A 24,574-nucleotide genomic window follows, 5' to 3' on the forward strand; every position below is an offset into this window, starting at 1 on the left:
ATTGCGTCGTACACCGGGACAGGTCCTTGTCGGCGTCTCCGTGTGCCCCTTGCCCGGGGTCGGCAGCGTGCTGCCACCCGGCGCTGGTACCGGCTTCACGTGCCGATGACCCGAGATTAACACGACATTAACCGAGCCTGTCAAACGTTCACGAGGGAGTCATGAAGCTGTGGGTGATGGGCGCGCCTTGCAGTGACAGGAGCGCCCATTTCTCCTTCATCTCATTGATATGTATTGATTTGTTTCGGTTCATGTCAAACGTGTCTGAACCGTGAACGGGATGTGGCCGTGCTGTGCGACGGACAAAAAAAGGCCCCGCCGAAGCGGGGCCTGGTCCAGACACGCAGTCCGGAATACGACGGGATCAGAAGTCGTACTTGACCTGGGCCGAGATCTGACGGCCGTAGACGCTGTAGAAGCCGTCGTTGAACGGGGTCGATTCGTTGCCCGGGTAGTTGTAGCGCTGGCCTTCCGGCAGCTTGTTGAACACGTTGTTGACCATCAGCGACAGGGTCAGATCGTCCTGCGCCTGGTAGTTCAGGCTCATGTTGTAGGTGGTGTACGAGCCCCACTTGCCGGCCTTGGCGCCGGAGGAGTGGACGTAGTCATAGCTGCGGCCGGTGTAGGCCAGGTAGTTCGGGGTGCTGCCGACGTAGTTGGCGTACAGGGTGGTGGTGAACTTGGAGATGGCCCAGCCCACCGACACATCGCCGCGCACCTTGGCGAAGTTGTCGTAGTACCACATGTTGTACGGATCGCTCAGCAGATCCAGCTTCTGTGCGCCCGGCAGCGGCACCACTTCACGCTTCAGCATGTTGGTGTAGTTGCCCGAGAACATCAGCGAACCGAAGCGGCCCAGGTCCTGCTGGTACTTGGCGCCGACGGTCACCGCTTCCAGGTTCTGGCTGGCCACGTTGAGCTTCGGGGTGTACACGCGGGCCAGGTTGCCACCGGCGTCGCGGGACACCCAGTCGGTCACGTTCTGGCAGCTGGCCGAGGTGTTGTTCGGCAGGCCGTTGCGGCACTGGTACTCGGCCAGCAGCAGCTGGTCGGTGCTCAGGGTCTTGACCTCGTTCTTGATCTTCCAGTTGTAGTAGTCGACCGACAGCGAGAAGTTGCTCACCGGGGCCCACACCACGCCCGCGCTCCACACGTCGGCGGTGATCGGCTTCAGGTCCGGGTTGCCGGACTTTTCGCTGTACACCGAGGTGGTCTTGTAGAACGAGCAGGCTTCGTCACGCAGCGCGTAGCCCATCTGGCTGCAGCGGTAGTAGTCGTTCTGGCCGGAGGCGAACGAGCCGCTCATGCCCTGGAAGGCATCGGACAGGGTCGGCGCACGGAATGCGGTGCCGTACTTGCCGCGCAGCAGCAGGCTCTCAACCGGGCGGTATTCCAGGCCGATGCTGTAGGTGGCCTTGTCAACGGTCTTGTCGGCGATCTTGAAGGCGTCGTAGCGGCCCGAGGCGCTGATGGTCAGCGACTCGAACACCGGCATGCGCAGTTCACTGGTCACCGCGTAGTTGCTGCGGTGGCCGGCACCGGCCACGGCGGTGGCGCCCCAGGCGTTACCATCGACGAAGGCCTGGTCGGGCGAGTAATCCCAACCTTCGCTGCCACCTTCCAGCACCACGGCCAGGCCGGCGTCGCCGCCCGGCAGGGAGAACAGCGACCCGTTGGTCACCTGCACGCGACCCAGGTTCTGCCAGGTCTTGCTGCGGTGGGTGCCATAGCCGGTGAAGCTGGCGAACTGGTCCGGGGTGATCGGCGAGTAGAACGCGGCGTAGTCCGGGTTGTAGATGCCGAAGCCATCAGCGGTGGTACCCAGGCGCGGGCCCAGCACGGTGTCGCCGAAGAAGCCTTCGATCTTGTCCTTCCAGCGCGCGAAGCGGTTCTGGTCCAGGCGGTATTCGCCGCGGGTGAAGCTGGCGCTGTAGTCCCAGTCGCCGACCATGCCCTTGCCACCCAGGGTGACCTGGTAGGAACGGCTCTCATCGGAGTTCAGGATGTTGTTGTAGTGGCCCGGGCCGATTTCTTCCGGTGCGAAGGCGCGCTGCAGGTTCACGACCTTGCCCAGGCCCTGGTCGTAGAAGCCGCCCATCACCGACTTGGTGCCCCACCACAGGGCGCTGGAGCCGGAGGTGAACTCGGTCTTTTCCTTGCTGTACAGCACATCGGCGAACAGCTGGAAGTTGTCGTTCACGTCGAAGGTCATCGACGAGTAGAACTGGCCGCTGTTCTTGCCGTTCTTCAGGGTCTTGTAGCCGGCGCTGTACACCGAGCCGCACGATTCGCCCGATGCACGCTTGCCGACGGTGGTGGTGCCGTCGTACAGGCCTGCGACGTTGGCGCAGCGGGTCGGGTCCATCATGTACAGCTTGTTGTCGGCGTTGCCGATGACGGCAAAGTCGTTCGACGGCAGCTGTGCGGTGTAACCGACCGGGTTGTTCTGCTTGGTGATGTCACGCTGGTAGCCCCAGATCGGGCTGCCGTTTTCGATCTGCACGTTGACCAGCGCGTGGAAGCGGTCGTCGAATGCATTGAAGCCCTTGGCGGCGCTGAAGCGGATGTTGCTGCCACCACCTTCGGTGTAGGTGCCGCCACGGATCGACATCGTGCCGCCGTCCATGCGTTCCTTCAGGATGATGTTGACCACGCCGGCGATCGCGTCCGAGCCGTACAGCGACGACTGGCCGCCCGGCAGGACCTCGATGCGCTCGACGATGTCGATCGGAATGCCGCTGATGTTGTTGAACGACTCGCTGCCGTTGTACAGCGCCGGATACGAGAGCATCGGGCGGCCGTTGATCAGGTACTTGGTGTAGCCCGGGTTCAGGCCGAACATGCCGGCGGCTTCGGCGCCCTGGGTGAACGCACCCGAGGTCTGTCCACCCTGCAGGCCGCCGGTGGTCAGCGACGACTGCTGCAGAACTTCAGCAACGCTGCTGAAGCCGCGGGTCTGGATGTCTTCGGCGGTGATGGACATCACCGGGGTCTGGGTTTCGACCTGGGTCTGCGGGATCAGCGAACCGGTGACGGTGATCTTGTCCAGGTTGGTCGCCTTGTCCTGGGCCATTGCCGGGGCGGCGGCCATCAGAGCGGACATCAGGGCGACAGCGAGCGTGTTGCGACGTGCGGTATTGCTGACGTGTTTCATGTAATTCCATTGGAGAGCAAAAACAAAAACGGCACTGCGCATGCGCCATCGCGCGGGCTGGAATATCCGGCTCCGCAGCTCAAAACAGTGCTCATCGAACGTAACATGAACTTAACAATCTGTGCACGAATCTGTCGCATTCCTGAATTTCAGTCAGCTTGCATCCAGCTTGTATGATGTCGGGTTATCCCCCTGACCCCGCCGGTGCCCGTTGTGAACAGTTCTCCCCGCCGTCCCCATGTCAGCCAGGTCCAGAAGGGACTTACGCCGCATGCCCGCATCCGCAACGTGATCGCGGTCGGTTCGGGCAAGGGCGGCGTCGGCAAGTCCACCACCTCGGTGAACCTGGCCGTGGCGCTGCAGCAGCTCGGTGCGCGCGTGGGCGTGCTCGATGCGGACATCTACGGGCCGAGCGTGCCGGCCATGCTGGGCCTGTCCGGTCGCCCGGAAAGCCCGGACAACAAGAGCATCGAGCCGTTGCGTGCCTTTGGCGTGGACACCATGTCGATCGGCTACCTGATCGAAGAGGACACGCCGATGATCTGGCGGGGCCCGATGGCCACCTCGGCGATGACCCAGCTGTTCAACGACACCCTGTGGGACGACCTGGATTTCCTGCTGATCGACCTGCCGCCGGGCACCGGTGACATCCAGCTGACCCTGACCCAGAAGATTCCGCTGGCCGGTGCGGTGATCGTCACCACGCCGCAGGACATCGCCACGCTGGACGCGAAGAAAGCGCTGAAGATGTTCGAGAAGGTCGAGGTGCCGGTGCTGGGCATCGTCGAGAACATGGCGGTGCACACCTGCAGCAGTTGCGGGCACATCGAGCACCTGTTCGGCGAGGGCGGCGGCGAGCGCATGGCCGCGCAGTACGGCGTGCCGCTGCTGGGCTCTCTGCCCCTGCAGATCGGCATCCGTGAACAGGGCGATGCAGGCACCCCGATCACCGTCGCCCAGCCGGATTCGGCGCCGGCCCAGGCCTACCGACATGCCGCACAGCGCCTGATCGAGGAAGTGGGCAGGCGCCCGCGGGCTTCGATCCCGATCCTGTCGTCGCTGCTGTAAGGGCCGGGGCAGGGGCCGCCGGCCGAGGCCGGGCCCCTGCTAGAATCCTCGCGCCCCCTCGTACCCCCAGGACAAAGCATGAGCATCAAGAGTGACCGTTGGATCCGCCGCATGTCCGAGCAGCACGGCATGATCGAGCCGTTCGAGGCCGGGCAGGTGAAGCAGGCCAACGGCCAGCGCATCGTCAGCTATGGCACGTCCAGCTATGGCTACGACGTGCGCTGCTCGCGCGAGTTCAAGGTGTTCACCAACATCAACTCGACGATCGTCGATCCCAAGCACTTCGACTCGGGCAGCTTCGTCGACATCACCGCCGACGAATGCATCATCCCGCCGAACAGCTTCGCGCTGGCGCGTACCGTCGAGTACTTCCGCATCCCGCGCGATACCCTGGTGGTGTGCCTGGGCAAGAGCACCTACGCGCGCTGCGGCATCATCGTCAACGTGACGCCGCTGGAGCCGGAATGGGAAGGCCACGTCACCCTGGAATTCAGCAACACCACGCCGCTGCCGGCGCGCATCTACGCCAACGAAGGCGTGGCACAGATGCTGTTCTTCCAGGCGGCCGCCGATGACGTCTGCGAAACGTCCTACCGCGACCGTGGCGGCAAGTACCAGGGCCAGACCGGCGTGACCCTGCCGCGGACCTGACGATTGCAGGCGATTTGTAGAGCCGAGCCATGCTCGGCTGCCCTGCATTGAAGCCGAGCATGGCTCGGCTCTACATGAGGGAAGGCGGCGCAATGCGCCGCCTTCCTTATTTGCCGCGACCGAACAGCATCGCGATGCCGACGCCAACCAGGGCCACCGGCCACCAGGTCAACAGCAGCTTGGACAGGTTCAGGTGCGTCCAGCCGAGATTGCTGGCGAGCATGAACAGGCCGATCAGGATCAGCAGGACGGCGGCAACGAGGTTGAATCGCATCGGGTCGGCGAAGGCTCAGGACTGGGCCGGATATCCTAGCCGTTCCTTCCAGTAGGCGACATGCTGGTCCAGCGCCGCCGGCTCGTAGCGGTGCGCCGGGCCACTGCCCCAGACCGGGCCCGGCCAGGCCGGATCACCGTCATGGCGGCCGATGACATGGAAGTGCAGCTGGCGCACGATGTTGCCCAGCGCCCCGATGTTGATCTTCTCCACCCCGTCTGCGCCCTTCAGGGCCTTGCAGGCGCGGTTGAGCTCGGTGCGCAGCTTGTCCTGCTGCTCGCCGTCCAGCTCGATCCACTCGGTCACCCCGGCCAGGCGCGGTACCAGCACCAGCCAGGGGAATCGTTCGTCGTTCATCAGCCGCACTTGCGACAACGGTCCTTCCGCCACCAGCACGCTATCGGTGGCCAGGCGTGAATCGAGTTCGAATTCGCTCATCCAAGATGCTCCGAGAAGAAGTCCAGGGTGCGTTGCAGCGCCAGGGCGGCGCTGTCTGGATCATACGCATGTCCGACCTCCCGGTTGAAGGCGTGATCGGCCGGATAGACGTAGGTCGCCATCTGCGGCAGCTTCTCGCGGTGGGCCTGGACCGCTTCCGGCGGGATGCTGCGGTCCTGGGCGCCGAAGTGGAAGATCACCGGGGCCTTGGGCGCCTCGTCGAGGAACTGCACGTTGCGCGCACCGTAGTAGCTGACCGACGGCAGCCCCAGGCGCAGTGCGGACAGCATCGCCACCGTGCCGCCCCAGCAGTAGCCGACGGTGCCGACCTTGCCGTAGGGCGCCAGCCGGGTGGCCGCCGCGCGCACGACCTCCAGCGCCCGTTCCATGCCCAGCGCGCCGACCCGTTCCAGGCCCTGCTTCACGCCCTCGGCGTCGTAGGGCAGCGCATCCGGGTCGGCGTCGGGGCCGTCGACCAGGTCGAAGAACGAGGGCGCCAGCACCGCATAGCCTTCGGCTGCGAAGCGCTCGGCCACGCTGCGGATGTGCGGGTTGGCGCCGAAGATTTCCTGCACCACCACCAGGCCGCCGCGCGCGGTGCCTTCCGGCAGGGCCTGCCAGGCCCGTACCGGGCCGTGATGCGTATCCAGGGTGATCCACTCGGCCATCGTCATCTTCCTCGTTGCTGGGAACAGAGCTGCATTGTCGGCGCTGCGCCGGTTAGCGCGGCGTCAGCGGCTGTGCCGGATCGGGCGGCTGCGGGTTTGCGGCAGTGCGTTCCCAAGGCGGTGCAGAGGGCTGTTTCTGCATTGACCGGTGCACACCCGCAGCCTAAGCTTTCAGCCACGATGACATACAAGCCTCCGGCGCGAGCCGGGGGCTTTTTTGTTGTCCGCGTGTTGCGGGTCGCAACGCGCAACCGGTGGCTGTGACGGGCCAGCCACGATGACCCACTGCAGGCAGCCCCGAGCCTGATCACCCCGAACCCCAGCCGCCGCAAGGCGGCTTTTTCATTTCCAGGAGATTCAACACCATGTCCATCAATCAAGCCATTTCCGCCCAGGACTCCGCGCTGTACGTGAAGGCCGGTACCGCCCCGACCGCGCCGAACAATCCGGCCGGCTATACCGAAATCGACGGCCTGACCGCCTTCCCGTTCGGCCGCGGCCAGGCCAACACCCTTGATGCCACCAACCTGCGTTCCAAGCAGATGGAGAACATCGCGGGTCTGTCCGGCGGCCAGGCCGTGCAGGTGTCCGGCCACCGCTGGCCGGTCGGCAGCTCGGCAGGCCAGGAGATCCTCCGCGACGCCGATCCGGATGCCGACCTGCACTTCCTGATGGTGCTGCCCACCGGCGATGCCGCTACCTTCGTCGCCAAGGTCGCCGCCTTCAACGTGGCCCCGGGCACCAACCAGGTGCTGACGTTCACTGCGGACCTGCTGCCGCGTGAGTTCGCGCTGGTAACCGTGGCCGCTGGCGGCACCCCGTGATGCTGCTGGGCAAGCAGCAGATCCTGGACGCGCAGGATCGCCGGCACGAGGACGTCGCCGTACCCGAATGGGGCGGCAGCGTGCGCGTGGCGATGATGTCGGCGCGTGACCGTGATCGCTGGGAGCAGGAGACCTATGGCGGTGACACGCCCAAGGTGGATGACTTCCGCGCGCGATTCGTCGGCCTGTGCCTGGTCGATGAAATGGGCGAGCGCCTGTTCTCCGACCACGAGGTGGCCCAGCTGGGCACGAAATCGGCCGCGGCGCTGGATCGCGTGTTCCGTGTCGCGCAGACGCTCAATGCGCTCGGCGATGCGGCCGTGGGAGAGCTGGAAAAAAACTGATCCGCCGGCCTGAGCGCCGGCTTCAGTTCCGGATCGCGTGGAGGCTGGGCCTCCCGCATCCGGACCACCTGCTGGCGGGAGTGACCTCCCGCCAGCTCTCGGAGATGTATGCCTTCGCACGCCTGGAGCCGTTGGACCAGCCCCTGCAGGGGATGCTCGCCCAGCTGACCAGTGTGCTGGCGCAGGTGCACGGCAATACGACCACTGCCGACGACTTCCTGCTGGTGCGACCGCGTGCGTCGCCGGAGAGGGCGGCAAAGGAGCGCTCGCAGCAGCTGCTGGAACTGTTCGGCAGCGCATCGCGGCGCAACGCTGCGGCGTGATTCCGGGCGGGGCAGGGCATTGCTTCTCCGATGCGTGGCATGCAATCGAACCTGGGGCCCTGCGGGGCCCCTCATCATTCTTGGAGGAACGCGTATGGCGTCCACTAACCAGAATCTAGACGTAGTACTGCGGGTCAACACGACGGGCTTCCGTACCGCAATGGCGGAGGCCAGCCGCCTGGCAACGCAGAATCTCAAGACACTGCGCGCGGAGGCCGAGCGGACGGCCGCCGCGCTGGCGCGCGTGCATGCGGCACCGGAGGGCGCAACGGGCAAGGCCGCGACAAAGGCAAAGGCCAACGTCGGCGGCGATGTGCTCGGCAGCGGCTTGAAGGAGCTTGGTAGCGGCCTGCTGACGGCCGCCGGTGGCCCATGGGGCATCGCCATCGCGTCGGTGCAGAAGCTGGGCGAAGCGTACCTGGACATGGTCAAGGCGTCCGAACGTGCGCGCAGCGAGTACAAGGAGCAGATGCAGTCGCTGCAGCAGATGTCGTTCTCGATGGACCAGGCCGGCCTGGGCATGGGCGCGGGCACGCTGCCCCTGGAGCAGGCGGTCGCCACGCTGCATGAGCAGGCCAGGGCGCTGCGCGAGCTGGAGGCACGCGAGAAGGCGCTGCAGGGCTCGGTCGTCCATTGGGAAGGCCGAGTGAGTCATGGCCAGCGATCGGGACGGGAAGGGGCGGGCCTGAGTGCAGCCTCGGACTACGCCGAGCTGGAGAAGGCCAGGGCGAACCTGGAAGCGTTCCAGGCGGAGGTCGCGCCGGTCCAGGAGAAGTTCCGTGGCCTGAAAGAAACGATCAGGGGCGCCCTCGACGAGAAGCTGTTCAATGCGATTGCCGCGGCCATCCAGAACGTGGACAACCAGACGCTTGACCAGCTCATCGCGTCTCTGGGTGCGACGCAATGGAACGCATTGAAGGCGACCGATGCCTTCAACGGCATGCTGGGCGCCATGCGCGGAGAGGCGTGGCGGGACGAGGTCGAGTGGATCCGGCTGACCCGTGGCGAGTACGCGGCCTGGATGGCTGAACGCGGCGCGGAGATCAACGCAAGGGGCGGCCCGGACAAGATGGACCCGGCCCAGCGCGCAGAGTTCAACAGGGATGCCGCGCGCAAGAAGGCCGACATCGAACGCAAGGCCCAGTTCCGCGAACAGCAGCAGGCCGCCCAGCAGTCGGTCAGGGGCGTGCACGAGCAGGCTGATGCGTACGCCGGGCTGATGGATCGCATCGAGAAGCAGATCGCCCAGGACCGGGTGCGGCAGAAGCTGAAGGAGGGGATGACAGAGGCGGAAAAGCTGCAGGTCACCCTCCTTGACGAGATGGAGCATGCCGAGAAGAAGCTCAGCGAGCAGAAGCAACTGCGGGTGAAGGCCTCGCTGGACGCCGCGGTGGCCCTGGCCAAGGAAGCGGCAGCCGCTGAAGCGTCGAAGAAGGCCCAGCAGGATCTGCTGAAGCTGCAGCGGGAGCTCCAGCAGGCGGCGCATGCACAGCAGCGCGGCAACGACCAGGCGCTGTTCGGCATCGGCCATGGCGCAGCGAGCGTGGATCGCATGCAACGCCGTTCCGCTCTGGATGAGGATCGGGACAATCGAAAGCGCGCGCTGGACGACGAGTCGCGTGGTGAGGACGGTAAGGTCATCGAGTCGGAGCGCTACAGAGCCCGGCTGGCCGAGCTCGATGCATTCCATGAACAGTCACTGCAACGCGAGGCAGAGTTCCAGGAGAACAAGAAGGCATACCAGTCCGATTGGAAGAAAGGCGCAATGCGGGCGTTCGAGGACTATGCCGATGCCGCGGCCAATGCCGCCGAGTTGAGCCACGGCGTCTTCAGTAATGCATTGGGCGGGTTGGAAGACAGTCTGGTCAAGTTTGCCCAGACCGGAAAGCTGTCCTTCTCCGACCTCGCCGACTCGATCATCGCCGATCTGGCGCGCGTGGCAGCCAAACAGATGGTCAGTGGGCTGATCAGTTCGATCGGGCAGATGTTCGGGCCGAAGATCACCGGCTTTTCCATCGGCGGGTACACGGGCCCAGGGGGCAAGTACGAGCCGGCCGGCATCGTCCACAAGGGCGAGGGCGTGCTCAGCCAGGAAGACATGGCTGCGCTCGGCGGCCCATCGGCATTCTTCGCCCTGCGCACTTCGCTGCGAACCGGCAATGGCCTGTCCGGTGGTGATAGCGGGGGTTATGTGCAGGTACCGATCGCCCGTGCCGGCGAGGGTGGGATGAATGTGGAAATCAACAACTACGGCGAAAGCCGGGTCAACACCCGGGAAGAGCGGCAGCGCATGCCCGATGGCAGCGAAGTACGGCGGCTGGTGATCGACATCGTGGGCGACAGCCTCAACGGTGGTGAGCTGGGCGCCATTGGACGGGCCCGATACGGATGGACGGAGGCAGTGGGATGAGCAGTTGGCCAGAATATGCAGAAATCCGCTTTGCGGATTACGGCGAGGAGATCGTCGCTTCGGAAGAGCGGACCGAGATGGAGCGCGGCCCCAGCAAGATGCGCGCGCTCAACAGCCGGGTGATGAAGAACGTGTACGCCTCGGTGCAGTTCCGCACCGCGGCTGACGCCGAGGCATTCGAAGCGTGGTACCTGCACGATGTCGGTCGCGTCGGCTGGTTCACGATGGAGCACCCGCGGACCGGGCAGCCGATCAGCGCCCGCTTCCCGCAGGGCATCGGCCGCCTGGTGCCACTGAACACCCGGTTCCGCTTCTCCAAGCGCGATCTTGTACTGGAGTACATGCGATGAGTTCCTTCCATGAGCGCCGCCAGCGCCTGGCCGACACCCAGGGACCGCTGATGCTGTTGGAAGTGTCGGCGCCGTCGATGCCGGAGGTGTTGCGGATCGTCAACGACAACGTCAACTGGACCAGCAACGGCAAGGAGTTCATTGCCGCACCGTTCGGCTTCCAGCTTCCCGACGATGTCAGTGGACAGGCACCGCGCGCGCAGCTGGTGATCGACAACATCGGCCGCGCACTCACCGAGGACCTGGAAGGGCTTGCCCCCGGAGAGATGGTGACCGCACGGTTGATGCTGACCGATCGCGCCGATCCGGATGCCATCGAGGCCGAGTACGACCTGCCGATGACCCAGGTGTCGGTCAACACGCGCACGGTCAGTGCCCAGTGTGGTGTCGACTTCCTGATGCGCCAGCAGGCCGTGCTGCTGCATGCCAATCCGTTCACGCTGCCGGGAATCTTCTGATGCGCCTGGTCGACGTCGAGCGATGGGTGGGCATCCCCTATGACGAAGCAGCGTGCGACTGCGCCGACCTGGTGATGCAGGTGCAGCGGGCGCTGTTCGCCCGTGAAGTGGCACTGCCCGGACGCCGGCCGCGCGGGCGGCGCGGCTCGGCCGAGCTGGGCGCATTGTCGCGCGCGCAGGCGGTACCTCGCGAGGGCCCTCCACAGGACGGCGACCTGGTACTGATGATCGAACGCGGACAACACAACCCCGGCCACGCCGGGGTTTTCTTTTTCCTGGCTCATGAGGGCTGGGTCTTGCACAGCAACGAAACGAACGGCTGCAGCGTGCTGCACCGCGTTCGTGACCTGCCCGGATTTGGGCTGAGGATCGAGGGATACTACGCATGGAACTGACACCACAACCGGCGGTCGACGGCCGCCTCATCATCACCCCGCACCCGGTGCTGCTGGATGGCCAGCGCAACGTGCCGGTCGAACTGCGCCCGGGTGAAAGCCTGTACGCATTCCTCATGCGCCATGTAGACGGGCTCGATGGCCGCGCATGGCAGGTCTGCGTTGACGGGCTGGAGGTGCCGCGCGAGCAGTGGATGCACACGCGACCGCGCCATGGCCAGTTGATCGAAGTGCGCAGCGTGGTGGGCAAGGCGGTGATTCCGCTGGTGGCGATGATCGCGCTGACCTATTTCACCTTCGGCATCGGCACGCTGGTGGCCGGTTCCGCCTGGGGCGCAGGCGCCATCGCAGGCACGTACGGCACGCTGGCCGCATCCGCGGTCTACGTGGCCGGCAGCGTGCTGATCAACAAGGTTCTCACGCCGAAGCCGCCCAAGCCCGGTGGCGGCGGTGTCGCCGACACGGCGTATTCCCTGGCAGCGCCGCGCAACCGTGTGCGCGCCTATGAACCGCTGGGCCTGCTGTTCGGTTCCACGCGCCTCGCTCCGGACCTGATCAGCCGCCCCTATACCTGGTTCGAGGGCGATGAGCAGTACGTCGGCCTGACCCTCAGCCCGGGCATCAACGTTGGCCGGGTGGAGGCCCTGCAGAACGGTGATTCGGCGCTGTCCAGCTACGAAGGCGTGCGCACCTGGTTCCGCGGCTTCCCGCAGATGCCCGACGAAGCGATTCCGCTGTACAGCAACGCTGATGTGATTGAAGGCGCGCAGCTGCTCGATACCGGCAGCGATGCCAAGCACGTGGCCAGCCCGTGGGTGGAGCGCACCAGCTCCGCTGACTCTCTGCGCCTGCAGGTGAACATCGAGTTCCGGCTGTGGGATACCACGTCCAAGGGCAAGGACAAGGACAACCGCGAGCAGATCCAGATCCAGTACCGGCCGGTCGGCTCCGATGCCTGGCAGTCGTTCGGCAATTACAGCGTCGTGGGACGCACGCAGAAGGCGCGCCGCGTCAGCTACGGCCGCGACGTGGAGCTGGGCCAGTACGACGTGCGCGTACGCGTGGCCGGGCAGAACACCGATGGCAGTGGCGCGCAGGCGAATTTCACCTGGACCACGCTGGTCAGCGTGCAGCGCGACGACGCCAGCCATGCCGGCATTCCTGCCATCGGCCTGCAGATGAAGGCGTCCGGCCAGCTCAATGGCACCCCGGATGAGATCCGCTGCGTGGCTCATGCGCGACCGATTCCGGTGTGGAAGGGTGAAGCGGCCGGCTGGGTGACCGAGGAAACCAGCAACCCGGGCGCACAGATCCTGGCCTACGCGCGTGGCATCCATGATGAGAACGGCAAGCGCATCGCCGGCCTGGGCATGGCCGACCGGCGCATCGATATCGAAAGCCTGAAAGCCTTCATGCTGCACTGCGCGGACAACGCGCTGGGCTACGACTACTGGCTGACCGAGGTGCGCAGCCACCAGGCAGTGCTCGACGCCATCGCGCTGGCCGGCTTCGGCCAGGTGACCTGGGCCAAGGGCCGGCTGGGCGTGGCCTGGGCGGCCGATGAGCAGCCCCTGTCCGGCGTGGTCAACATGGCCACGATCAAGAAGGGCCAGTTCCAGGTCGATTACACCCTGGCCAACGCTGCCGACGGCATCGAGTACAGCTACCTGGACCGCCGCACCTGGAAGGCGGCGACGCTGCGCGTGCCGGCGCCGGGCGTGGAGGTGATGCTCAATCCGGCCAAGATCACCGGTGAGGGCGTCAGCTCCGAAGCCCATGCCGCGATGCTGGCGCGTTGGCATCTGGCGCAGAGCGTCTATCAATACAAGTCGATCAGCTACAGCACCGACATCGAGCACCTGGCCTACTCGCGGTTGTCGGTGCTGGCGTTGCAGCACGACCTGACCCAGTGGGGCTTCGGTGGCCGCCTGATCGATGCCGCCGTCGACGCTGCAGGCGTTGCCACGCTGCAACTGGACGAGACGGTCCCGGCACCTTCGCTGGGCAGTGCGTTCATCGGCCTGCGTATTCCAGGCGAGCGTGTCTACCGCGTACTGCGCGTGGTTCCGGGCGCTGAGCCGAGTGACAGGCTGGTGCTGGCCGATCCGTGGCCGGCAGATGCACCGCTGCCGGGCCACAACGACGGCAATCCTGCACACGACACGATCTGGATCTACGACTTCAAGCAGACGCCGGGTACCCGCGTGCGCGTGACCGGCATCCGCCCGGAAGGTGACCTGAAGGGCGCCGCTGTGGAGGTGGTGCAGGAGGGGCCCGAGTTCTGGCACTACGTGCGGACCGGGCAGTATGTGCCGCCGTCGAATGAATCCTCGCTGCAGACCCGGCCGGTGGCCAGCAATCTGAAGGTGGTCGAGCGCCAGGTCAGCCGGGGTGGCAGCGTGCATACCGAACTGCAGGCCAGCTTCGATATCAGTGGACCCACCGGCGAAACGCGGGTCCTGTCCGATCCAGACGGCAATGCCGCGCTGGAGGAAGTGGCACGCACCACCACGCGATCAGCGAGCTGGGCGATTTCCGGAGCGGGTACCTATCCGGTGGTCGTTCGTCCGTACAGCCCCGATGGCCGTGCCGGCGTTGCCGTGTCCACCCAGTACACCACGCTGGGTGCCGATGCGCCGCCGGTCCTGGTCGATCTGTTCGACATCGAAGAGCTCAGCGGTGGCGTGCGCCGGTATGTGTGGGGCTTCTCCGGCGACACCGTGCAGTCGGCTGATTTCGCCGGCGTGGAAATCCGCTATACCGCCGGCAGTATCGACAACCCGCTGTGGGAGCACATGACCCCGCTGGGCGATGCCGGTGGCTTCTTCACCTCCGCAATCGAAGCCGTATTGCCAGAGGCGGGCAGCTGGACGTTTGCGTGCCGCAGTCGCAACACCGCTGGCGTGCTGTCCGTCGGTGCCCGCTACCTGCGACGCTCGCTGGGGCGCAATACCGGGCAGACGCTGGAGGGAATCGGCGGTGTGGTCGAATCGGTCAAGCAGGACCTGGGCAAGGAAATCAACGCCCGCATCGACAGCGACCTGGCCGCCGCCACCCGTGCAGCCGAGGCGCTGCGTAGCGAATCGCTGCGCCTGCAGGACCAGATCACCGCCAGCGCCCAACGACTTGCCGGCCAGGCCGAACGGCTGGACCAGCAGGCGCAGGCGCTCAAGGCGAACACCGATGGCCTGGCGCGCGAAGTGCTGGACCGTGCTGCCGGCGATCTGAATACCCGCACCGAGCTGACCACGGCGGTGACCCGCGAAACCAGCGAGCGCCGGTCGGATGTGGAGAACCTGACCCGCATGGTGAGCCAGCTGTCGGCAGGCAGTGGCGTGCAGTTCGACAGCAAGCGCATCTGGTACTTCGACAGCAGCGTGGAAGGTTGGGGCGCGAATGGCGGCAGTCCAACGCTGGTGGAGGGCTGGCTGCGCCCGGCCAACCATGCCAGCGACGCCTTCGTGACGAGCCCGCGCGGCCAGGATGTCCAGGGCGCGGCGCACCGCTTCGTCAAGCTGCGCATCCGCAAGGTGGGCAGTCCTGCCTGGGACGGGCGCCTGCTGTGGAATGGTCCCGGCCAGTCGTGGGACAACGCACGCATGGTGCAGTTCGCGGAGCCAAGCTATGACAGCAACGGCATCGCGACGCTGGACGTGGACAACATTCCATGGAACGGGACCATCGTCGACCAGATCCGCCTGGATCTGTCCAAGGCGCAGACCGATGCCGACTACTTCCTGCTGGACTGGGTGGCGATCGGCCGCCCGACGCCGGGTGCGTCGGTGGCCATGCTGCAGGACGAAGCCACTGCACGCGTCGCAGCAGACAGCAGCGAAGCGGGCCGGCGCGAGTCGCTGGCCGTGCAGTTGCGCGGCAGCTACGAGGGCGGTGACCTGGCAGGGGTCAGCCAGGGCCTGATCGCGGCCGAGAAGACCGCACGGCTGAGTGGCGACCAGGTCAACGCGCAGTCGATCCAGGCACTCCAGGCACGGATGCCGGCAGGCACCGGCGCGCTGGCCACCAGTGCCAGTGTCAGCAGCCTGCAGCAGGCGATGGTGACCGCTGACACCGCGCTGGGGCGGCGCGTGGACAGCCTCGATGCCACGATGGGTGACAAGATCGGATCCAGCGCCTTCAATGCGTTGAAGACCGAAGTCGGGCAGCTCGATGGCCGGGTTACCAGCAGCAGCCAGGACCTGGTGCAGCTGAAGAGTCGCATGGAAGCGGTGATGGGCGCGGGCAGCAACCTCGCGCTCAATGGCGACTTCAACCTGGGCGCTGGCACCGGCTGGACGTTCTTCAACACCACCGCAGCATCGGTGGTGCGCGAGGGCCGCGGCAACAGCCTGTGCTGGAAGGCGGAGCCCTATGCGGGCGGAAGCAATACGGTGGTCAGCGCCGCGGTCAATGAGGGGCGCGTCATCACCCTGACCGCCGGCCGTCGCTATCGAGTGTCGTGCTGGACGCGGACCAGCGAGGACTTCGACGGCACCGCCGACAATACCAAGCTGCGCGTCGCCGACCACAACGGCAACCTGATGGGCGGCGCCACGCAGTCGTTCCCGAAATCGGTGGACTGGGTCAAGACCGAGACCTTCGTGACGTTGCCGCCTACCGGCACGGTGCAGGGCATCAAGGTCACGATCAATCGCAATGGCACGGCCGGCACGTTGTGGCTGGACGATCTGTGGGTGGAGGATGTGACCGATGTCGACGCGAACGCTGCGGCGGTCAGTGGCCTGTCGACCAGGGTGGAACAGATCGATGGCAAGCTGAGCAGTGCCGCCGAGGACGTCACCCGGCTGGCCTCGGGCATCGGCAACATGGTGGCCTACAACATCATCGCCAACGCACATATCCTCGCCTGGCCCACCGGTGGCCCCCGTGCATCGGGTGTGTACCGTGCCAATGGCAGCATCGTGCCGGGCATGGGCGCCAACCGGGGGCTGCGGGTGGGCATCATCAATGCGGACAACAGCATCACCGATACGGCGGTGTTCGATACCCATGGCAATCTGCAGAGCGAGTCGGCCCGCTTCAACACCTGGTACGACCAGACGCTGAAGGACAACCAGTACTTCATTGCCTATACGTCCGATGCAGTGGGGGCGATCAGTAGTGCCAGCAACAGCGACACCAGTGGCCTGCGCACCCGCCTGCTGGACGCGGGCCTGTCACAGGAAAACCTGGCGGCCCTGTCGGGGTCGCGGATGCTGGTGATGATCGGGCGGCGCAGGAGTGGTGCCGGCGGTGGCAGGCAGATCCTGTCGCCCTTGCCGGAGACCGGCCGTACTGGCATGTGGGTGGAAATGACCGTCACCGTGCTCAATGGCGTGCCGACCGGATCGCAGGATTCGTCGATGCTCGATCGTACGGCGCGGAGCAATGCGGACGCATTGACCGGGCTGCGCACCGACGTCAGCAAGCTCGGTACCGACCTGGTGTCCGCCGCCGACAGCCTGACCAGCCTGGCCGCGCGGGTCGACACCTCGGTGACCAGCAGCGACAACGTGCTGCGCAACAGTAACTTTGCTGGCAGTGCCGCCTGGTGGACGCTGACCCGTACCGTGTCGGCCAACACCGTGGAGTGGGTGAAGGCATCGGGCCAGAGTGGTGATGCGTTGCTGATGACGCATGGGCCGCAGGCCGGGCAGAACCCCTTCATCACGGCCAACGACGCGCGGTGGTTGCCGGTGGTTGCGGGGCGGTCGCGCCGGTACCGACTGGTGATGGTGGCTCGCGCCTTTGATGAAGCCACGGCGACCCTGGTCTGCCGGTTGCGCGTGCGAACCACGGGTACAGGCGAAAGCCATGCCGACGTGACGCTGAACCTGTCCGATGCGTCCTGGAAAACCTACACGGCCGAATGGTCTGCCGCGCAGGATCGCAACGAGATCATGCCGCAGGTGCATCTGACCAACGCCGGCGGCAAGGTGCTGTTCGACCGGATCGAGTTCTACGACATCACCGATGCGCAGGACATCGCCGGCAACGCGACGGCCATCGCCAACCTGCGCAGCGACGTGGTGCAGCTGGGCGATCGTGTCACCAGCAGTGCGTCCAGTGTGCTCAAGCTGCAGTCGGACGTGCAGTCGGTCCTCAATGGCAGCGACAGCCTGTTCCCGCTGGGTGCGTTCGAAACGTTCCAGGATGGCCAACTGCTGGGCAGTGCGGCGGGCACGATCTACACCGCCCGCGCCGATGCTCGCCGGACCGGTGAGCGCGGTCTGGATGTGAACGTTGCGGCCAACACCAGTCCGAACACCAATGCGGACCTGTACCTCGGGCAGTGGACCCCCATCACCGGCAATCGCCGCATCTATGTGGAGTACTACGCCCGCCTGCATCCGGACAGTATCCAGCCGACCGGTGGTTCCATCCGGGTGGGCTGGCAGACCACCAACGAAGCCAATGCGGAGAATTCGTGGCCCTTGCAGGCTTACGCACTGGCCTCGCTGCGCAAGGATGGCTGGACCAAGGTCAGCGGTTACCTGGACACCGCCGCGTCTGCGGCGAAGTGGCGGATGCTGGTCAGCATTCCGGGAGGAAGTGGTGCGCGCGAAGTGGGCGTGCGCGTGCAGGTGGACGACATCCGCATGATCGATGTCACCGACGCCTACGCCGCGCAGCAGAGCGCCGCTGCCACGGCCACCGCGGTGACCGCGCTGACCACCAAAGTCGATCAGCAGGGCACGAAGGTCGACGCGCAGGCGCAGCAGCTCACCGACCTGTCCAGCGGGCTGAAGGGCGTGCTCAACACCGGAAGCGGCCTGCTGCCCAATCCCGACTTCGCCGAAGGGCTGGGGGGGTGGACGGCATCGGCGGCGGCCAATGGGGCGGTGTGGAGTACGGTCAACGGCGACGGACGCCCAGGTGTGCTGCTCAACCGCTACACGAACGTGAATCCGACCCTGCAGGCCAACGGTGGCAAATGGGTGCCGATCAACGGCGCGCGCCGCCTGCGGGTGATCGTCCGCGCCTGCGGTGCTGGCGGCGCCAACAATCTGCTGGTGCGGATGTATCGCAAGAATGCGGCAGGCCAGCAGTCCTACCAGGATCTGCGTGCCGTGTTCGCGGTGGAGGCGTTCGAGACCCGATCGTTCGACTTCGATGCCTTCAACAGCGGCATCGATGCCTGGCGCTTGAACCTCTATGTTCATCCCGACAACGGTCAGGTGCGGGTGGACAGCGTCCAGGTCTATGACATCACCGACCAGGTGGCCAACGATGCCAATGCCTCGGCCATCACGGGGCTGAGCACCTCGGTAAGCCAGCAGGGCACCAAGCTGGACACCACCGCGCGTGACCTGACCCAGCTCAAGACCCAGGTGGGCGATGTATCGGCCAGCGGCTTCTCGCAGCTGAACAGCCAGGTCAGCCAGCAGGGTACGCAACTGACCGCGCTGTCCGGGCGGATCGATGGCGTGCAGGCCTCACTGGGTGGCAAGGCGGATGCAGCCGTGGTCACCAGCATGCAGGCGCAGGTCAAGAATCTGGGCGCCGGTGGCAACCTGCTGATGAACACCACGTTCCCCTTCTGGCAGCGCTCGGGGTGGGGCTGGGGCAGTAATCCGAACGGGCGGTGGACCGAACTGGGCAACCCCACCGGCGATGACAGCTGGCATCCGCAGGGGATCTTCGGGCTGGGCGCGGTGACGCCCGGCGTCGTCGCAGCAGGCGAAATGGCATGGTGGGGAACCGAGTACGACATCGCCATCGAAGGCGGCAAGACCTATTGCGCGTCCGCCTGGATCAATACCCATCGCGTGGAAGCCAAGCTGGAGATGACGTTCTTCGATGCGGCCGGCAATCACCTGGGGCTGGTGCACAGCCCGGGCGTGAGGAGCGATACCGGAACCCCGATCACGCTCGACCGCTTGACGCGCACGTTCCTGATCACCAAGGCGCCCGCCACGGCGACCTTCGCTCGCTTTCGCGTGATCGTGATCGGCACCGGTGGAAACACGCCCTATTTCTGGATGTTCCGCCCGATGCTCAGCCAGGTGGACGCGGCAGCAACCGCCCCGCCCACCTGGTCGGCCGGAGGCACCGAGTCTTCCGCGCAGTGGTCGGTCAACGTCCGTGCAGATGGCCGGGTAGGGGGCGTGCAACTGGCGTCCAGCGGCCAGGTCTCGCGTTTCGATGTGGTGGCCGACGCGTTCAGTGTCAGTGCCCCCGGTGGCGGGCGTCGTACCGAGTACAGCGATGGCAACTGGCGGGTCTATGACGAAGCCGGACGCCTGCGCGTGCGCATGGGCGTGTGGTGACCCGTGCACCTGCCCGTCGCGGTGGGTGCCCTGCATGAAAACCGTTCGGGCCGCCGGTGGATGCGGCCCTTTTTTTGGAGATCCAACATGAAGTTCAACGCACGTCTTGTCCTGCTGACCCGCGCAGTGGAGCAGTCGGGGGTGGTCAATCTGCATTTCCGGCCGGAGGGCGAGAACCTTCTTCCGCAGATGGTGATCCCGGTATCGCCGCTGGATGCGTATGCCTTGAAGTTCGGGGCACTGTACCGGTTCGAGGCGATCGAGGTGGAAGAAGCGCTGCCCATTGAAGCAGCCGCTGGCTGAGACCGGGCGGTTGCAGTGGTGCTGGATATGACCGGGTACTGACCCTTCACGGGCCAGGCGCCGCAGGCGGCAGCGGCGATTCAGGGCGCTGGCCCGAAGCCCGGTATACTGGCGCCCTTTCAGGCCCCGGCCCCCAGGTACCCCTGCCATGCCGGCAGGGGCCCAGGCCCCCAGAGTCCCGCGATTCCATGTCCCAGCTGAACCCCAAAGTCGGCTTCGTCAGCCTTGGCTGCCCGAAGGCCCTCGTCGATTCCGAGCGCATCCTCACCCAGCTCCGCTCGGAAGGCTACGACATCGTCCCGTCCTACGATTCGGCCGACGTGGTGGTGGTCAACACCTGTGGCTTCATCGATTCGGCGGTGACCGAGTCGCTGGATGCCATTGGCGAGGCGATGAACCAGAACGGCAAGGTCATCGTCACCGGCTGCCTGGGCAAGCGCCCTGAGCAGATCCGCGAGGCGTACCCCAACGTGCTGGCGGTGTCCGGCCCGCAGGATTACCAGAGCGTGATGGAAGCGGTGCATGAAGCACTGCCGCCCAAGCACGATCCGTTCGTGGACCTGGTGCCCGACTACGGCATCAAGCTGACCCCGCGCCATTACGCCTACCTGAAGATTTCCGAAGGCTGCAACCACAAGTGCAGCTTCTGCATCATTCCGTCGATGCGCGGCAAGCTGGTCTCGCGCCCGGTGGATGAGGTGCTGCGCGAAGCCGAGCGCCTGGTGCGTGGTGGCGTGCGTGAGCTGCTGGTGGTTTCGCAGGACACCTCTGCCTACGGCGTGGACGTGAAGTACGCCGAGAAGATGTGGCGCGACAAGGCCTACCAGACCCGCCTGAAGGCGCTGTGCGAAGGCCTGTCCGAGCTGGATGCGTGGGTGCGCATGCACTACGTCTACCCGTACCCGCACGTGGACGAAGTGGTGCCGCTGATGGCCGAGAACCGCATCCTGCCGTACCTGGACATCCCGTTCCAGCATGCGAGTCCGCGCATCCTGCGCCTGATGAAGCGCCCCGGTGCGGTCGAGAAGACCTTGGAGCGCGTGCAGAACTGGCGCCGTATCGCGCCGGACATCACCGTGCGTTCGACCTTCATCGTCGGCTTCCCGGGCGAGACCGAGTCCGAGTTCGAAGAACTGCTGTCGTTCCTCGACGAAGCGCAGCTGGATCGCGTGGGCGCGTTCGCCTATTCGCCGGTCGAGGGGGCCACCGCCAACGATCTGCCCGATGCTGTGCCGGAGGAAGTGAAGCAGGAGCGTCTGGCCCGCTTCATGGAGAAGCAGGCGCAGATCTCCGCCGCACGCCTGGAGGCCAAGATCGGCACCGTGCAGCAGTGCCTGGTCGACGCCATCGAAGGCGATATCGCCGTGGCCCGTTCCAGGGCCGATGCGCCGGAGATCGACGGACTGGTGCACATCCAGAACGCCGACCAGTTGCCGCTGCGCGTGGGCGAATTCGTCGACGTGGAAATCACCGAGAGCGACGAGCACGACCTGTACGGTGACGCGCTGCCCGCCGCTACCCGCCCGGCATTCGACCTCAAGATGCTGTGACCGCAGCGACGACCGCCGCCAATGACGGGGGCGGCGTCCGGCGCTTCGTACCGCCGCCACGTGCGGCGATCGATCCGCAGGTGTTCGCGCAGCCGCTGTTTGCCGGGCTGCAGGATTTCCGTGATCTGCTGGTTGGCTCCCACTGGCCGTCCATCGCGGCGCTTGACGCACGCCTGTCCCTGCCGGGTTGGCAGCTGGTCGAACAGGATGCCGCGTTGCTGGCCGATGGCCTGCACTACGAGGCCCGCATCGCGCAGGGGCGCATCGCCACCCGTGCCGACAACTGGCACGACCTGTTCAACGCGCTGGTGTGGGCCTCCCACCCAAAGCTCAAGCGGGCACTCAACGTGCAGCAGTGCCGGCATATCGAAGCCATGCCACCCGGCCAGCGCAACCGCGCGCAGGCCGCCTTGACCCAGTTCGACGAAACCGGCGTGATCGTGCGTGTGGATGATGTCACGTTGCTGCGCGCGTGGGATGGGCATGACTGGCCTGCGTTGTTCGAGCCAACGCGCTGGCAGAGCGGTGACATCGCCATTGCCACGGTATTCGGGCACGCGTTGATGGAACAGGCACTGCTGCCGGGGCGATTGCTGGTGGGCAAGTGCGTGGTGGTGCAGGGTGATGCCGATGCTGCCTGCGTTGACGCGGTGACTGCGGCCATTGCCGAAGGCAGGGCAGTGACCGATCCGCTGCAGCTGCGGCCCCTGCCGTTGGCCGGTGTTCCTGGCTGGCACGGCGTGCAGGATTCCGCCTTCTATCGCAATGCCGGGTATTTCCGCCCGTTGCGCGCAGGGCGCACATACCCGCCGCCGTTGTAGAGCCGAGCCCATGCTCGGCTGCGTTTGCCCATCAGACGAGCATGGGCTCGGCTCTACAACGGCAGCGAGGTCGGGCATGACTCGACTCTACAACGGCGCGTACTCCACCCCGATCACCGCAAAGGTGAACTGCCCGCCGGGCAGCTCCACCGAGAATTCGTCATCCAGTCGCTTCTTCAGCAGCGCCCGCGCCAACGGCGAATCGATGCTGATCCAGCCCAGCCCGGCATCGGTCTCATCCGGCCCGACAATGCGATAGCGGCTGGTCTCGCCACTGTCCACATTCTCCAGTTCCACCCATGCGCCGAAGAACACCGCCAGCGGGTCGGTCGGCGTGGTGTCGACCACGCGCAGTGATTCCAGCCGCTTGGTCAGGTAGCGCACGCGACGATCGATCTCGCCCAGCTGCTTCTTGCGATAGGTGTATTCGGCGTTCTCGGAGCGGTCACCTTCCGCGGCGGCCGCGGCCAGTGCCTTCACCACCTCCGGGCGGCGCACGCGCCACAGCTCATCCAGTTCGGCCTTCAGCCGGGCATGCCCGGAGGCAGTGATCAGTGCCGTGCTTTTTTCTGCGGGGGGGCGCCAACGCGACATGCAATACGACTTCTTTTCTGGATGACGAATGGGAGAGCGGGGTCAGATCCCTCCCTGGCGGGGGGATCCGACCCTGGGGTCAGATCCCTTTCCAGCGGAAAGGGCTCTGACCCCGGCCGTGGCAGATCAACGCTTTCCGCCGAAGATGCCACCCAGGATGCCGCGCACGATCTGGTTGCCCAGCTTGGTGCCGACGGTGCGCGTGGTCTGCTTGGCCATCGTCTCGATCATGCCCTGGCGGCGCTTGGTGCCGAAGATCGCATCCTTGATCGCCTGGCCGAAACCGCCTTCCTGCGCTTCGTCCTGTTCGCGGCTGCGCGCGGCCGGCGCCTGCGCCTGTTCGACAGTCTTCTGTGCACGCTGGGCCAGCAGTTCGGCGGCCGATTCGCGGTTGATCGCGGTGTCGTAGCGACTGCCGACCGGGCTGCCGGCACGCACCTGGGCGCGCTCGGCTTCGGTGATCGGCCCCATCCGGCAGCGTGGCGGCGCGATCATCGTCTGCTGCACCGGCATCGGGATGCCCTTGTCCTGCAGCGTGGAGACCAGGGCCTCACCAGTGCCGAGCTGGCTCAGTACCTTGGCCACGTCCAGCTTCGGGTTCGGCACGAAGGTTTCGGCCGCGGTCTTCACCGCCTTCTGGTCGCGCGGGGTGAACGCGCGCAGTGCGTGCTGCACGCGGTTGCCGAGCTGGCCGAGGATGTTGCCTGGCACGTCGTCGGGGAACTGCGAGCAGAAATACACGCCCACGCCCTTGGAGCGGATCAGACGCACCACCTGCTCGATGCGCTGCACCAGCGATGGCGGCGCATCGTCGAACAGCAGGTGCGCCTCGTCGAAGATGAAGACCAGCTTCGGCTTGTCCAGGTCGCCCACTTCCGGCAGCTGCTCGAACAGCTCCGACAGCAGCCACAGCAGGAAGGTGGAGTACAGCTTGGGCTTGAGTACCAGCTGGTCGGCGGCGAGGATGCCGATCATGCCGCGGCCGTCGTGGTTGACCCGCATGATGTCGGCCAGCTCCAGCGCAGGTTCGCCGAAGAAGTGCTCGCCACCGTCCTGCGCCAGGCGCAGCACCGAACGCTGGATCGCGGCGATCGACTGCGCGCTGACCAGGCCGTACTCGGTGGAGATGTCCTTGCGCTCCTCGGCGACGAGGCCGAGCAGGGCGCGCAGGTCGTCCATGTCCAGCAGCAGCAGGCCGCGGTCGTCGGCCAGCTTGAACACGATGTCGAGCACGCCGGACTGGGTGTCGTTCAACTCGAGGATGCGCGCCAGCAGGGTCGGGCCCATTTCGCTGACCGTGGTGCGCACCGGATGGCCGAGCTTGCCGTACAGGTCCCAGAAGATGGCGGGGCTGGCGGCCGGCGCATAGTCGGCCACGCCGATCTCGGCGGCACGCTGCAGCAGGTTCTCGGCACCGCTGCCGGGCACGGCCAGGCCGGAGACATCGCCCTTCACATCGGCCAGGAACACCGGCACGCCCAGTCGCGAAAACCCCTCGGCCAGCGTCATCAGGGTCACGGTCTTGCCGGTACCGGTGGCGCCGGCCACCAGGCCGTGGCGGTTGCCGAGTTTCGGCAGCAGGGTGACGGCAATATCGTCGGTAATGCCTTTGCCGAGCAGAATCGGATCCATGGTCCAGCCCTTGTGATGAATAGCCCAATGTTAACCGCCGGCAGTGACGG

Annotated in this window: 19 protein-coding genes; 13 read left to right on the forward strand and 6 right to left on the reverse strand. The window is 65.8% G+C overall.

Annotated features, from left to right (window positions below):
- Positions 1-364 precede the first annotated feature (364 nt).
- The gene (locus tag VG561_RS17570; RefSeq protein WP_014647912.1) at positions 365-3,154 is read right to left on the reverse strand and encodes a TonB-dependent receptor plug domain-containing protein; all 2,790 of its coding nucleotides are present in this window, start codon (positions 3,152-3,154) and stop codon (positions 365-367) included.
- Positions 3,155-3,367: 213 nt separating this feature from the next.
- Here VG561_RS17570 and apbC point away from each other — a divergent pair, with 213 nt between their 5' ends.
- Positions 3,368-4,222 carry an iron-sulfur cluster carrier protein ApbC gene (gene apbC, locus VG561_RS17575; protein ID WP_014647911.1) on the forward strand — a complete coding sequence of 285 codons (855 nt, stop codon included), beginning with the start codon at positions 3,368-3,370 and terminating at the stop codon, positions 4,220-4,222.
- Positions 4,223-4,300: 78 nt separating this feature from the next.
- Positions 4,301-4,873 (forward strand): dCTP deaminase, encoded by a 573-nt coding sequence (dcd, locus tag VG561_RS17580; protein WP_014037995.1) that lies wholly within the window; start codon positions 4,301-4,303, stop codon positions 4,871-4,873.
- 106 nt (positions 4,874-4,979) lie between these two features.
- On the opposite strand, the gene VG561_RS17585 is transcribed toward dcd, so the two are convergent.
- The 3 genes from VG561_RS17585 to VG561_RS17595 are packed head-to-tail and all read right to left on the reverse strand — an operon-like array spanning position 4,980 to position 6,253.
- Positions 4,980-5,147, reverse strand: a complete 168-nt coding sequence (locus VG561_RS17585) for a LiaI-LiaF-like domain-containing protein (RefSeq protein ID WP_005418011.1) — start codon at positions 5,145-5,147, stop codon at positions 4,980-4,982.
- A 15-nt stretch (positions 5,148-5,162) separates the two neighbouring features.
- Complete coding sequence (locus tag VG561_RS17590) at positions 5,163-5,585, reverse strand: HIT domain-containing protein (protein ID WP_014647910.1); 423 nt, start codon at positions 5,583-5,585, stop codon at positions 5,163-5,165.
- Positions 5,582-6,253 (reverse strand): dienelactone hydrolase family protein, encoded by a 672-nt coding sequence (locus VG561_RS17595; protein ID WP_014647909.1) that lies wholly within the window; start codon positions 6,251-6,253, stop codon positions 5,582-5,584. Before VG561_RS17595 ends, VG561_RS17590 begins: the two co-directional genes overlap by 4 nt.
- Before the next feature lie 365 nt (positions 6,254-6,618).
- On the opposite strand from VG561_RS17595, the gene VG561_RS17600 reads away from it, so the two are divergent.
- From VG561_RS17600 to VG561_RS17650, 11 genes are all read left to right on the forward strand, one after another.
- Positions 6,619-7,077, forward strand: coding sequence for a hypothetical protein (locus VG561_RS17600; protein WP_014037992.1), 459 nt, complete (start codon positions 6,619-6,621; stop codon positions 7,075-7,077).
- The gene (locus VG561_RS17605; protein ID WP_014647908.1) at positions 7,077-7,421 is read left to right on the forward strand and encodes a hypothetical protein; all 345 of its coding nucleotides are present in this window, start codon (positions 7,077-7,079) and stop codon (positions 7,419-7,421) included. Before VG561_RS17600 ends, VG561_RS17605 begins: the two co-directional genes overlap by 1 nt.
- Positions 7,422-7,501: 80 nt before the next feature.
- Positions 7,502-7,744 carry a phage tail assembly protein T gene (locus tag VG561_RS17610; protein WP_227864145.1) on the forward strand — a complete coding sequence of 81 codons (243 nt, stop codon included), beginning with the start codon at positions 7,502-7,504 and terminating at the stop codon, positions 7,742-7,744.
- Positions 7,745-7,838: 94 nt separating this feature from the next.
- Entirely contained in the window at positions 7,839-10,154 is a 2,316-nt protein-coding gene (locus VG561_RS17615; RefSeq protein ID WP_423179843.1) for a phage tail tape measure protein, read from the forward strand.
- Entirely contained in the window at positions 10,151-10,504 is a 354-nt protein-coding gene (locus VG561_RS17620; protein ID WP_014647906.1) for a hypothetical protein, read from the forward strand. The genes VG561_RS17615 and VG561_RS17620 overlap by 4 nt, the downstream gene beginning before the upstream one ends.
- Positions 10,501-10,962 (forward strand): DUF1833 family protein, encoded by a 462-nt coding sequence (locus VG561_RS17625; protein WP_014647905.1) that lies wholly within the window; start codon positions 10,501-10,503, stop codon positions 10,960-10,962. Before VG561_RS17620 ends, VG561_RS17625 begins: the two co-directional genes overlap by 4 nt.
- The gene (locus tag VG561_RS17630; protein WP_014647904.1) at positions 10,962-11,357 is read left to right on the forward strand and encodes a hypothetical protein; all 396 of its coding nucleotides are present in this window, start codon (positions 10,962-10,964) and stop codon (positions 11,355-11,357) included. Before VG561_RS17625 ends, VG561_RS17630 begins: the two co-directional genes overlap by 1 nt.
- A complete protein-coding gene (locus VG561_RS17635) occupies positions 11,348-19,624 on the forward strand; it encodes a host specificity factor TipJ family phage tail protein (RefSeq protein WP_423179844.1) in 8,277 nt (2,758 codons plus the stop codon). The genes VG561_RS17630 and VG561_RS17635 overlap by 10 nt, the downstream gene beginning before the upstream one ends.
- A gap of 87 nt (positions 19,625-19,711) precedes the next feature.
- Positions 19,712-19,927: a hypothetical protein gene (locus VG561_RS17640; protein ID WP_041863666.1), complete on the forward strand. Its 216-nt coding sequence runs from the start codon at positions 19,712-19,714 to the stop codon at positions 19,925-19,927.
- Positions 19,928-20,115: 188 nt separating this feature from the next.
- On the forward strand, positions 20,116-21,477 hold the full coding sequence (rimO, locus tag VG561_RS17645) for a 30S ribosomal protein S12 methylthiotransferase RimO (RefSeq protein ID WP_414611962.1): 1,362 nt from the start codon (positions 20,116-20,118) through the stop codon (positions 21,475-21,477).
- Positions 21,474-22,298, forward strand: coding sequence for a DUF3025 domain-containing protein (locus VG561_RS17650; protein WP_111206020.1), 825 nt, complete (start codon positions 21,474-21,476; stop codon positions 22,296-22,298). Before rimO ends, VG561_RS17650 begins: the two co-directional genes overlap by 4 nt.
- Positions 22,299-22,385: 87 nt before the next feature.
- On the opposite strand, the gene greB is transcribed toward VG561_RS17650, so the two are convergent.
- Both greB and VG561_RS17660 read right to left on the reverse strand, forming a co-directional pair.
- Positions 22,386-22,892 (reverse strand): transcription elongation factor GreB, encoded by a 507-nt coding sequence (gene greB, locus VG561_RS17655; RefSeq protein WP_014647900.1) that lies wholly within the window; start codon positions 22,890-22,892, stop codon positions 22,386-22,388.
- A gap of 126 nt (positions 22,893-23,018) precedes the next feature.
- The gene (locus VG561_RS17660) at positions 23,019-24,524 is read right to left on the reverse strand and encodes a helicase HerA-like domain-containing protein (RefSeq protein WP_197621655.1); all 1,506 of its coding nucleotides are present in this window, start codon (positions 24,522-24,524) and stop codon (positions 23,019-23,021) included.
- Positions 24,525-24,574 lie beyond the last annotated feature (50 nt).

The organism is Stenotrophomonas sp. CASM110, from assembly GCF_049384345.1.
Classification (GTDB): Bacteria; Pseudomonadota; Gammaproteobacteria; order Xanthomonadales; family Xanthomonadaceae; genus Stenotrophomonas; species Stenotrophomonas muris.